The following is an 11,387-nucleotide window of genomic DNA, read 5'->3' on the forward strand; positions in this document are numbered from 1 at the left end:
GGGCGTTTTTCGGTGAAATCGTGGTACATGCTCGGCCGGTAATCCGGCATGTGGCCGGTGACCTTGAGCAAGTGCTCGGCATAGCCTTCCGGCAGCACGTGCCCACAGGCTTCAGCGCCCTGCACCACGTCGGCCATCAGCCCGTGAATCAGCGCGCGGCTGTCGGCGTCCGCCATCAGCGCCGTGGTGCTGGCATTGAGCAGCACAGAAAGCCCGTTGTAGGGCACGTTCCATACCAGTTTCTGCCAGCGCGCCTGGTCGAGGTTGTTCATCGCCACGGATTCGATGCCGGCCTGGTGAAACAGTGATGCCCCCTCCTCTACCCACTGCGCGCGGGCTGCCAGGTCAGCCGGCCCGCTGTGGTAGCCGATGTTGACCGCGCCAAAGGCCTGATGGGTGATCTGCCCCGGCCCGGTGCGATGGACGCAGACGAAACACAGACCGCCCAGCAGGTGAAGGGAATCCGGCAGCGCGCCGCGCAGTTCTTCCTCGACACCCAGGCCATTCTGCAGCAGCAAGACCCTGGCGTCGGGCGACGCCGCCTGAGTGATGGCCGATGCGACACCACCATTGCCGGTGGTCTTGGCGCCGATCAACAGCCAGTCGCAGGGCGGCATGTCAGCGGCAGATGCGTAGGCCTGCACATTGTTCAGCGTCAGTTGGCCGTGCACGTGGCTGTCCACGCGCAGCCCGTTTCGGGCAACGGCATCGAACTCACTGCGCAGCAGAAAATGCACGTCAAAGCCGGCACGCGCCAGCATCACGCCGTAGAAGCCACCGATCGCACCGGTGCCGATGATCCCGATCCGGGGTTTAACTGCGCTTTCGCTCATTAATCGTCCTCTTCAGGGTAATTCGTCTGGCGGCGTCGCCAGCGCGTGTTCCAGCCCGGTGACGATGGCGTCGGCGGACATTTTCGTGCGCAGGGGGCCATAGAAGGCGCCGTCGCGAACCACGAACATGGCAGGCAAATGAAAGACGCCGTAGCGCTCTACCGCGCCGCCGTTTTCTTCGGCATCGATCCAGCAAAGGCGATCAAGGGGCAACGTTTGCTCGGGCAAATGGTGCCGGGCCCAGCGGCAGCTGGAGCAGCCAAGGCTGGTGAAAATCAGCAGTGAGACGCCCGGCAAGGTGAGAAGTTGCTGGTCGAGGTCGAAGTCCGTCAGTTGCAATTGGTCCACCGGCTTCTCCTCTGAATGGTGATCGAGCGATTGAATGCGCATGCCGTCTTTCGTGTGACCGGCTTTCGTCGGGATTCTCCATCGTGCGGTCGCGCCGCTCGAAACAGGCCAGACAATGCCGCAACTGTGGGACGAAAGCCACGTTTACCCATTGTCGAACTACCGGCTAACGCGCTAAGGTTCGGCTCCCCCGTTGCGCTCAATCATGCTCGGCTCCGCCGCACGGGGACGCTGGCGGCCAGCATCCGTGACCTGATGAGTAACACGATGGCTGATTTACCGATTGACGACCTCAACGTTGCCTCCAACGAGACACTGATCACCCCGGATCAGCTGAAACGCGAAATCCCGCTGACCGCCGCCGCCCAGGCCACGGTCAGCCAGGGCCGCGAAGTCATCCGCAACATACTCGATGGCAAGGATCACCGCCTGTTCATCGTGATCGGGCCCTGCTCGATCCATGACCTCAAGGCCGCCCACGAATACGCCGACCGCCTCAAAGCACTGGCCGCCGAGCTCTCCGATACCCTGTATCTGGTCATGCGCGTCTATTTCGAGAAGCCTCGCACCACCGTCGGCTGGAAGGGCCTGATCAACGATCCGTACCTGGACGACTCCTTCAAGATTCAGGACGGCTTGCACATCGGTCGTCAACTGCTGCGCGATCTGGCCGAAAAAGGCCTGCCGACCGCGACCGAAGCGCTGGACCCGATTTCCCCTCAGTATTTGCAAGACCTGATCAGCTGGTCGGCCATCGGTGCGCGCACCACTGAGTCCCAGACTCACCGGGAGATGGCCTCGGGCCTGTCGTCGGCAGTCGGTTTCAAAAATGGCACCGACGGCGGCCTGACCGTTGCGATCAACGCCTTGCAGTCGGTGTCCAGCCCGCACCGCTTCCTGGGCATCAACCAGGAAGGTGGCGTCTCCATCGTCACCACCAAAGGCAATGCCTATGGCCACGTGGTACTGCGCGGCGGCAACGGCAAGCCCAACTATGATTCGGTCAGCGTCGCGCTGTGCGAGCAGGCCCTGAACAAGGCGAAGATCAAGCCGAACATCATGGTCGACTGCAGCCACGCCAACTCCAACAAGGACCCGGCACTGCAACCGCTGGTCATGGAGAACGTCGCCAACCAGATCCTGGAAGGCAACGAATCGATCATCGGCCTGATGGTCGAGAGCCATCTGAACTGGGGTTGCCAGGCCATTCCCAAAGACCTCGCCGACCTGCAATATGGCGTCTCCATCACCGATGCCTGCATCGATTGGGAAAGCACCGAAAAAACCCTGCGCGGCATGCACGCCAAGCTCAAGGACGTATTGCCCAAGCGCAACCGCCACTGACCTGCCCCGCAGAAACGACAACGCCGAGCACATGCTCGGCGTTTTCTTGTGTGAAGCGCGGTTCGTTCAGATTTTGGCGGCCTGCCGCTGGTTGCGCTCCATGTAGCGCTCCACATAGGAGCACGACGGAATCACGGTGTAGCCGATCCGGTCGGCGTAATCGAGGGCCACTTTGGTCAACGCTGCCGCTATCCCCCGTCCGCGCAAGGCGTTGGGCACAAACGTACGGTAAATATCCAGGGTCTGCTTCCCCAGGTCCATGTACGTCAGGTAGGCACGGTGACCGTCGATATTGACTTCGAACTGGTGACCGGTCTCGTCATGGTGGATGGACAACGCCTCGCTCATCGCTACTCCTCGCGGGTCTTGGATTTGGACCCTTACCTTATCGACATTTTCCCGGCGAAGGAACCTCTACAGGCAGTATGAAAACGATTGCCCTCTTTAATAGAGCCTGACTACGCCACCCTGTGCCGTTTGGACACCGCGAAGAGCATCGCTGTTCTCAAACAATTTGAGCACAGCCAAATAGTAGGCGTCCTTGGCAAGTGCGCTCAAGTGAATCAACTGTTAATGAGGCTGCCGCACATCCGACAGCGTCATCCGTGGAACCTGTCGCCGCCCGCGAATGTCCATTAAAACGCGGCGCCCGGGTTAAGTCGCTCCCTAGCCCTCACGCCGTCGCCAGGGATGCGCGTGCCACGATAATGGACTATATAAAAAAGGTTACCGACAGAGCGAAGTGGCTTGACCGGTTCATTTGCAGACGCCTTCGCCTGACGCTTGTTCTGCGCGCAGAAAAAGCATGAGGAGTTTCACGGAACACGTTCAATCTCAAGAATTTTATCCAGTTCTTGCGCTAGGTCCGTTTACTTACTACAAACAATGAGTAAGATGTACGCCGGTCATTTTCTCACTCTCGAGAGATGACTAATTTGATAGAAGTCCTTTAAGGGGAACACGATGAACAACGTTCTGAAATTCTCTGCTCTGGCCCTGGCCGCAGTTCTGGCTACCGGTTGCAGCAGCGCATCCAAAGAAACCGAAGCTCGTCTGACTGCAACTGAAGACGCAGCCGCTCGTTCGCAAGCCCGTGCCGATGAAGCCTATCGCAAGGCTGATGAAGCTCTGGCTGCAGCTCAAAAAGCTCAGCAAACTGCTGACGAAGCCAACGAGCGCGCACTGCGCATGTTGGACAAGGCTAGCCGTAAGTAATAATCCCTCGGGATTATTGATAAGCCGACCCGCTAACGGGTCGGCTTTTTTATTGACTGGAATTTGCCGACCCTTACAGCGCGCCGGCTTTGTCCAGGCCATAAAAAACCCGCCCGCCCCGTGCAACGAGCACAGAACGGGCGGGCGTCGGCACCGCCTTGGTTGCAGCGCGGGCGTTACTGCAGCGTCATCGGCGCGCCGCCCACCACGGGCGCCGGCGTGGTCGGGACGGCGATCTCGACCGGCATGCCGTCTTCGGCAGCCACTACGTCACGTACCTCATCCCAATTGATGCGCAGGCTGTTGGCCAGGTCTTCACGCTTGAGCAGCGCGTTGATCACCGCCGTGTGCTTGTCGACCACCGACGGGTTGCCGCTTTCGTCAAGCGGCGTGTGCGCTTCGAGATAGACCTTGCCGCCGCTGACGCCGAATTTGTACGGCTCGCTCATGATGCGCACGGTCGTGCCTACTGGCACCATGTCTGCCATTTCCAGCACGTTATTGTTGTACATGCGGAAGCAGCCGTGGCTGGTGCGCATGCCGATGCCGAACTTTTTGTTCGAACCGTGGATCAGGTAGCCCGGCAGGCCAAGGCCGAATTTGAACGGGCCGAGGGGGTTGTCGGGGCCTGCCGGCACCACGTTGGGCAGGATGTCGCCGTCGGCCGCGTGCTCGGCCTTGACCGACGCAGGCGGCGTCCAGGTCGGATTGGGCGTTTTGGCAGTGACCTTGGTGGTGGAAATCGGCGAACCCCAGCCTTCACGACCGATACCCAGCGGGAAGGTGTACACCACGTTCCGGCCTTTGGGGTAGTAGTACAACCGGTACTCGGCGAGGTTGATGACGATGCCTTCGCGCGGACCCGGCGGCAGAATGAAACGCGTCGGCAGTACGATCTGGGTGCCTGCACCCGGCAGCCAGGCGTCAACGCCGGGGTTGGCGGCGATCATCTCCAGGTAGCCCAGGTCGTAGCGGGTGGCCAGGTCGGCGAAGGTGTCTTCATACTTGGCGGTGACGGTCTGCACCTGGCCGATGATGTCCTCACCGGGCGGCGGCAACGGAAACTCCAGGGCGGAGACAGGGCCGGCCGCGCACAGCGCAGCGAGCGACAGACAGCGGGCGAAAGCTGGAATGCGCGACAACATCCGGAGAATCCTTGGTAAACGGGGCGGCTTGATAGTGCGCGATTGTACACGCACCCCTGCGCCTTCGGGAGTGCTCGCAGGCCCTTAAACGCCGGCTTCCAGTTCCGGCCAGATCGGATGCCAGCCGCGCCGTTGCGCGTCGATGATCGCCCGGCACAGCGGACACAGGCGTTCGTCCTGGTAGACCGTCTGCTGCACCTCCGACCAGCGCGGTTGCGCGGGCAGCAAAGTGCCGCACAGCGTACGGTCCGCGGAGCCGGCCAGTTCAAGCTGGCGGGCGACCAGATGCACGAGGATTTCCTGGCACGCGAACAGGTCGAGCTGTTCGTCAGGCTCGATCAATTGATAAGCAAAAAGGGACCAGGCAGGACGGCGCGGCATCGGGGGCTCCAGATCGGGGGCGCCACATTAGCCGAAAGCCCCCGTCCGGAAAAGGCCTGCAGGCCTTTAAATCAGCGGTTTTGATCCGAAGGTCTGGAAACCGTGCAGCTGCCGTCGCGGCACCGACGACTCCCCTCCGGGTGAGGCAGCCACGCCAGATGGGGACGCCAGCGGCAGAACAGCCGATAACCCAAGGTCAACAAGGGTCTCAGCGGCCTCCACGACAGCGGTGCGGCCCATCGGCCAAGCCCGGCCGCGCGCCAACTCCATAGCGTCGCGTCCAGGCCCGTCACCCAGGTGCCATCGTCGAATCTGGCGTGCAGCACGAACGCCATCTGCTCTCGGGTAAAGCCCAGAGCCTGCGCATCAAACGCTTCGTCGCTTATGTCGACAAGTTGCAGCTTGGCCGCCGTGGCATGGGCGGCTGCGTGCGATGTTGCGTGTGCACGCAGCAGCTTGATCTCCCGCGCACACAGCGGGCAGTCACCATCAAAGTAAAGGGTGAGCGGCCACGGCTCTTTCTTGTACATTTTTTGGTTCCTGTATAGGTTCGGCCCACCATAGGCGCAAACCCCCACGCTGACAACGGACGTCTTGTCGCAGCGCATCCCAGCATTTCTATGGTAACCGCGGCCGCCCCCGGGGGCGGCTTCATGCCTGCGGCAATTACAGCAGGGGCTTTAACACCGGCCACACGTTATCCAGCAGATAAGGCTGGGCCTGGGTGTTGGGGTGGATGCCGTCGTTCTGCGTCATGTCAGGCCGGCCACCGACACCCTCCAGCATGAACGGCACCAGCGCGACATCGGTGGCCTCGGCGACTTTGGGGTACACCGCCGCGAACGCCGTGGTGTAGCGTTCACCGTAGTTGGGCGGGATCTTCATGCCCAGCAACAGCACCTTCGCGCCCGCCGCCCTGGATTGCTGAACCATGTCGGTAAGGTTTTGTTGCAATTGCGCAGGGGGCTGGCCGCGCAGGCCGTCATTACCGCCCAGTTCAAGGATCACCAAGTCCGGTTTATGCTCCGCAAGCAGCGACGGCAGCCGCGCCTGGCCGCCCGCACTGGTGTCGCCGCTGACCGACGCGTTGACCACTTTTTCCTTGAAGCCTTCCTTCGCCAGACGCTGTTCCAGCAGACTGACCCACCCCACCCGGGTATCCAGGCCGAAAGCCGCGCTGATACTATCCCCAACGATCAGCACCGTGCCTGCCATCGCGCCCTGAGACACCAGCAGCAAACCCAGGCCAGCACTTAAAAACCACGCACGCATCGGATTCTCCATGAGCGAAAGTATTCTCAGTGCTCGGAACCTCAGCAAAGTGGTCCCAAGCACCGAAGGTGACTTGACCATCCTGCACGAACTCTCCCTGGAACTAAACAAGGGCGACACGCTGGCCATCGTTGGTGCGTCGGGCTCGGGCAAATCCACCCTCCTCGGTCTGCTGGCCGGCCTCGACCTGCCCAGCGCCGGTTCCGTCATCCTTTCAGGCCGCAACCTCAGCGAGCTGGACGAAGACCAGCGCGCCCGCGTTCGCGCCGAACACGTGGGCTTCGTGTTCCAGTCCTTCCAGTTGCTGGACAGCCTGAACGCGCTCGAAAACGTGATGCTGCCGATGGAACTCGAAGGCCGCAAAGACGCCCGCGATCAGGCCCGCCATCTGCTTGAGCGCGTCGGTCTGGGCCAGCGCCTGACCCATACGCCGCGCCAGCTGTCCGGCGGCGAGCAACAACGGGTGGCCATCGCGCGTGCTTTCGCCGCCGACCCGGACGTGCTGTTCGCCGATGAACCCACCGGCAACCTGGACAGCCACACGGGCGAGCGCATCAGCGACCTGCTGTTCGAGCTGAACCAGGAACGCAACACCACCCTGGTGCTGGTCACCCACGATGAGCGTCTGGCCCACCGGTGCCGGCGACTGATTCGTCTCGAGGGTGGCCGACAGGTCGCCCCTATGGAGCCTTGATGGCACGCCTGCCTTTTTCACGTCTGCTCACCCTCGCGACCCGCCAACTCATGCGCGATGCCCGCGCCGGCGAGCTGCGCGTGCTGTTTTTCGCGCTGGTGGTGGCGGTCGCCGCGAGCACTGCCATCGGTTATTTCGGTGCGCGCCTCAACAGCGCCATGCTGCTGCGAGCGACGGAGTTTCTCGGCGCCGACCTGATTCTCGGGGGCTCCGCACCGGCAACGCCTGCGCAGATCGACGCTGGCAAGGCGCTGAAGCTGGATCACTCGCAGATTGTGATTTTCTCCAGCGTGGTCGCCACCGATAACGGGATTCAGCTGGCCAGCGTCAAGGCCGTCGATGCGGCGTATCCGTTGCGCGGCGAGCTTAAAAGCGCCCCCGCCCCCTACGAAGCCGAAACCACTGGCGGAGAGCCGCAACCCGGCGAAGCCTGGGCGGAAGCGCGGATTCTGGTGGCGTTGAACCTGAAGGTCGGGGACAGCATCGACGTCGGCTCAAAAAATCTGAAGCTGACCCGTGTGCTGACCTACGAGCCCGATCGCGCCGGCAACTTCTACAGCCTGACGCCCCGGGTCATGATCAACATGGCCGACCTGGAAGCCACCAAGGTCGTGCAGCCCGGCAGTCGGGTCAGCTACCGGGATCTCTGGCGTGGCACGCCGCAGGACCTCGCCGCCTACCGCACAACGGTTGAGCCCGGACTGGCCCCCAACCAGAAAATCGACGATGCCCGCGATGGCAATCAGCAAATTGGCGGCGCGCTGGGCAAGGCCGAGCGTTATTTGAACATGGCCAGTCTGGTCGCCGTGCTGCTGGCCGGCGTGGCAGTGGCGTTGTCGGCCGCGCGGTTTGCGGTCCGCCGGTTCGATGCCAGCGCGCTGCTGCGTTGCCTGGGCCTGTCACGCAACGAAGCGCTGGCGCTGTTTGGCTTGCAGCTGGCCATGCTCGGCGCCGCGGCGAGCGCGACGGGCGCCCTGCTCGGCTGGTTTGCTCAACTGGGCCTGTTTCATTTGCTGGAAAACCTGTTGCCCGCCGCCGTGCCGCCGGGCGGCTGGCTGCCCGCCGTGGCGGGGATCGGCACCGGACTCGTGGCCCTCGCCGGCTTCGCGCTGCCGCCGCTGGCCGCCCTGGGTCGCGTGCCGCCCCTTAGGGTGTTGCGTCGTGACATGCAGCCCATCCCCGCCAGCACGTGGCTGGTCTACGGCGCGGCGCTGTTTGCTCTGGGCCTGATCATGTGGCGTTTGAGCCTTGATCTGGTGCTCACGTTCGCCCTGCTCGGCGGCGGTCTGATCGCGGCCCTGGTGCTGGGCGGTGTGCTGCTGCTGGCCTTGAAAAGCCTGCGCCGATTGCTGGCCGGGGCCTCGTTGCCGTGGCGCCTGGGTCTGGGTCAGCTGTTGCGCCATCCCATGGCGGCGGCCGGTCAGTCACTGGCATTCGGCCTGATTCTGCTGTCCATGGGGCTGATCGCACTGCTGCGTGGCGAGTTACTCGACACGTGGCAAAACCAGTTACCCAAGGATGCGCCGAACTACTTCGCGCTCAACATCCTGCCCAACGACAAGGACAACTTCGCTGAACGCATGGGCCGCCTGTCGACCCACAGCGCGCCGTTGTATCCGATGATTCCGGGGCGTTTGATGACGATCAACGGCGAGCCGGTGAGCAAGTTCGTCACCAAGGACTCGCGTGGCGAAAACGCGACCCAGCGCGACCTCAACCTGACGTGGGCGGCGACACTGCCGGAAGGCAACAGCATCACCGCCGGCCAGTGGTGGACAAGCGACCAGCCGCCGGCCTCAGACACCGTTCCGGGCGTGTCGGTGGAAACCAAACTGGCCAACAGCTTGAACATGAAGCTGGGCGACACTCTCGGATTCGTGATCGGCGGCCTGAACCGAGAGGTCAAGGTGACCAGCCTGCGCGATATCAACTGGGACACCTTTCAGCCCAACTTTTTCATGATCTTCCAGCCCGGCACCCTGAAGGACGTGCCGGCCACCTACCTGACCAGCTTCTATCTGGCACCTGGCAATGATCAGCAGATCGTCGAGCTGTCCCGGGCCTTCCCGGCCGTGACCATCCTGCAGGTGGAAGCGTTGCTCGAGCAGCTGCGCAGCATTCTCGATCAGGTGACGATGGCGGTGCAGTACGTGCTGCTGTTCGTGCTGGCGGCGGGGATGGCGGTGCTGTTCTCCGGCTTGCAGGCGACGCTGGATGAACGGATTCGGCAAGGGGCGCTGCTTCGGGCGCTGGGCGCCGACCGTAAGTTGTTGACCAAGGCCCGGCGCATCGAATTCGGCTTGCTGGGTGCCGTCAGTGGTGTGCTGGCGGCGATCGGTTGCGAGTTGGTGAGCTTTGCCTTGTACCGCTACGCCTTCAACCTGGAGTGGCGACCTCATGCCTGGCTGCTGGTGCTGCCGCTGATCGGCGCATTGCTGGTGGGCGGCGCGGGTGTGTTCGGCACACGACGGGCATTGAACGCCAGTCCCCTGCAAGTGCTGCGCGAAGGCTGACCGCTGGAGCGCGCACAACGCCGGCTATTTCTGGTACTCGATTTTGCTGATCCACCATTGCTTGCTGCCGGAAGGAACCGGCACCGAGACCTCATCGCCGACTTCTTTCTTCAACAGGGCGCGGGCCATGGGCGAATCAATGGAGATGTAATCCATGCGTCCGTAGATCTCGTCATAACCGACGATGCGAAAACGCTTGGTTTCGCCCTCCTCGTCCTCGACCTCCACCCATGCGCCGAAGAACACCCGGCCTTCCTGCTCCGGGGAGTAGGCGACCACGCGCATGTCTTCAAGGCGCTTGCGCAGGTAGCGCACACGCCGGTCGATCTCCCGCAGCAGCTTCTTGTTGTACTGGTAATCGGCATTTTCGCTCCGGTCACCCAGTGAAGCGGCCCACGCCACTTTTTGCGTGATGTCGGGCCGGTGCTCGCGCCAGAGGTAGTCGAGTTCCTTCTTCAGGGCTGCATGACCCTCAACGGTGATTATCTTGGTGCTGACTTCGCTCATCTACGCGGTCTCTGTGCGGGCGGGGCGTGGCGCGTACGCAGGTTTGTATCTTTCGGGGAGGAGCCTACAGGGTTGGGCTGGCGAAGGCGCACATCAAGTGGGCGCTCATTTGACCAGACGCTTTTCTTTCGAGGGGCGATACCCGAAATACGCGCTGTAGCATTTGCTGAAATGACTCGGCGAGACGAACCCGCACGCCACCAGCACCTCCACCTGGGACAGCTCGGTGTGCTGCAACAGACGCCGGGCCTCGGTGAGGCGCAGTTCCAGATAGTAGCGCTGCGGGGTGGTCCCCAGTTGCTCCTTGAACAGCCGCTCGATCTGCCGGCGCGAGCGTCCGGCGTACACCGCCAGTTGCTCAAGCTCAAGGGGCTCCTCAAGGTTGGCGTCCATCAATTTGACGACTTCCTTGAGCGGCGCGCTGACGGTCATGTGCCGGCTTGGCTTGATCCGCCAATAGCGCGACTCCTCAAAAGACAGGATGTCTTCGATGCCTTCGATCAGGGCCTTGTCTTGCAGGCGCTTGATCCATTCCATCGTCATGTGGAACGCGCCAGCGGGGCTTGAAGCGGTGAGACGGTCACGGTCGATGACGAACGCTTCGCTGGTGACCTGCTGACTTTGCAGATCTCCGCCAACGCAGCACGGTGCTCGGGGTGAATCGCGCAACGGTAGCCGTCGAGCAGACCCGCCACGCCGAGAAACCAGGCGCCATTCCACAGCCCGGCGAGGGCAACGCCCTGTTCGGCGGCAGTGGTGAGCAGGTGGGTCAGTGACTCGTTGGCCTTGAGTTCGGTGCGGTATCCGCCGCAAATGATCAACAGGTCAACGTCGCGCAGCGCAGACGCGTTCAGCTGTGCGTCGGGCCGAATCACCAGCGCCAGATCACTGATCACTTCGCCGTCCTGCAAACCGAACGTGCGCGCAGCAAACAGTCCGGGCCGCAAAAGGTTGGCCGTGACGAGGGTGTCCAGGGCCTGGGTGAACGCCGGCAAGGAGAAGTGTTCAAGCAGCACGAAGCCGGCTCGGGTCTGGGTCGATGGGCTTCGCTTGTCTTCATCCACGTAACGCAGGTTCTTGCCCTTCATGCACCCGCTGAATTCTCGCCGTTCGATCACTGCTGCCTCGCTTTTGC

At 62.4% G+C, this 11,387-nt stretch carries 12 protein-coding genes and 1 pseudogene; 4 read left to right on the forward strand and 9 right to left on the reverse strand.

Going from position 1 to position 11,387, the window contains the following annotated elements; genetic code table 11:
• Window positions 1-833 (reverse strand): putative 2-dehydropantoate 2-reductase (locus tag VF672_RS23005; RefSeq protein WP_331107242.1); only part of this gene is annotated, 833 nt, incomplete at its 3' end.
• A 12-nt stretch (window positions 834-845) separates the two neighbouring features.
• Entirely contained in the window at window positions 846-1,223 is a 378-nt protein-coding gene (locus VF672_RS23010) for a thioredoxin (protein ID WP_331107244.1), read from the reverse strand.
• A gap of 225 nt (window positions 1,224-1,448) precedes the next feature.
• Here VF672_RS23010 and VF672_RS23015 point away from each other — a divergent pair, with 225 nt between their 5' ends.
• Window positions 1,449-2,525 carry a 3-deoxy-7-phosphoheptulonate synthase gene (locus VF672_RS23015; RefSeq protein ID WP_331107246.1) on the forward strand — a complete coding sequence of 359 codons (1,077 nt, stop codon included), beginning with the start codon at window positions 1,449-1,451 and terminating at the stop codon, window positions 2,523-2,525.
• Window positions 2,526-2,591: 66 nt separating this feature from the next.
• Here the strand turns inward: VF672_RS23015 and VF672_RS23020 are convergent, their stop codons facing one another.
• Window positions 2,592-2,873, reverse strand: coding sequence for a GNAT family N-acetyltransferase (locus VF672_RS23020; protein WP_331107248.1), 282 nt, complete (start codon window positions 2,871-2,873; stop codon window positions 2,592-2,594).
• 615 nt (window positions 2,874-3,488) lie between these two features.
• Between VF672_RS23020 and oprI the strand changes: the two genes are divergently transcribed.
• Window positions 3,489-3,740 carry an outer membrane lipoprotei OprI gene (gene oprI, locus VF672_RS23025; RefSeq protein WP_003199355.1) on the forward strand — a complete coding sequence of 84 codons (252 nt, stop codon included), beginning with the start codon at window positions 3,489-3,491 and terminating at the stop codon, window positions 3,738-3,740.
• A 176-nt stretch (window positions 3,741-3,916) separates the two neighbouring features.
• On the opposite strand, the gene VF672_RS23030 is transcribed toward oprI, so the two are convergent.
• The 4 genes from VF672_RS23030 to VF672_RS23045 all read right to left on the reverse strand — a co-directional run bounded on the left by VF672_RS23030 (window position 3,917) and on the right by VF672_RS23045 (window position 6,538).
• Window positions 3,917-4,885 (reverse strand): L,D-transpeptidase family protein, encoded by a 969-nt coding sequence (locus tag VF672_RS23030; protein WP_331107262.1) that lies wholly within the window; start codon window positions 4,883-4,885, stop codon window positions 3,917-3,919.
• Window positions 4,886-4,969: 84 nt separating this feature from the next.
• On the reverse strand, window positions 4,970-5,266 hold the full coding sequence (locus VF672_RS23035) for a hypothetical protein (RefSeq protein WP_331107264.1): 297 nt from the start codon (window positions 5,264-5,266) through the stop codon (window positions 4,970-4,972).
• Between the two features lie 71 nt (window positions 5,267-5,337).
• Window positions 5,338-5,796, reverse strand: coding sequence for a DUF393 domain-containing protein (locus tag VF672_RS23040; protein ID WP_331107266.1), 459 nt, complete (start codon window positions 5,794-5,796; stop codon window positions 5,338-5,340).
• 136 nt (window positions 5,797-5,932) lie between these two features.
• Window positions 5,933-6,538 (reverse strand): arylesterase, encoded by a 606-nt coding sequence (locus VF672_RS23045; protein ID WP_331107268.1) that lies wholly within the window; start codon window positions 6,536-6,538, stop codon window positions 5,933-5,935.
• Between the two features lie 10 nt (window positions 6,539-6,548).
• Between VF672_RS23045 and VF672_RS23050 the strand changes: the two genes are divergently transcribed.
• Complete coding sequence (locus VF672_RS23050) at window positions 6,549-7,232, forward strand: ABC transporter ATP-binding protein (RefSeq protein ID WP_331107270.1); 684 nt, start codon at window positions 6,549-6,551, stop codon at window positions 7,230-7,232.
• Window positions 7,232-9,745: an ABC transporter permease gene (locus VF672_RS23055; RefSeq protein ID WP_331107272.1), complete on the forward strand. Its 2,514-nt coding sequence runs from the start codon at window positions 7,232-7,234 to the stop codon at window positions 9,743-9,745. Before VF672_RS23050 ends, VF672_RS23055 begins: the two co-directional genes overlap by 1 nt.
• A 24-nt stretch (window positions 9,746-9,769) precedes the next feature.
• Here VF672_RS23055 and greB read toward each other — a convergent pair whose 3' ends face one another.
• Together greB and VF672_RS23065 are read right to left on the reverse strand one after the other, a co-directional pair.
• Entirely contained in the window at window positions 9,770-10,252 is a 483-nt protein-coding gene (gene greB / locus VF672_RS23060) for a transcription elongation factor GreB (protein ID WP_331107274.1), read from the reverse strand.
• A gap of 105 nt (window positions 10,253-10,357) precedes the next feature.
• Window positions 10,358-11,370: pseudogene (locus VF672_RS23065) on the reverse strand (GlxA family transcriptional regulator).
• Between the last annotated feature and the right edge of the window lie 17 nt (window positions 11,371-11,387).

Origin of the sequence: Pseudomonas sp. (assembly GCF_036387035.1) — a bacterium.
Lineage (GTDB): Bacteria > Pseudomonadota > Gammaproteobacteria > Pseudomonadales > Pseudomonadaceae > Aquipseudomonas.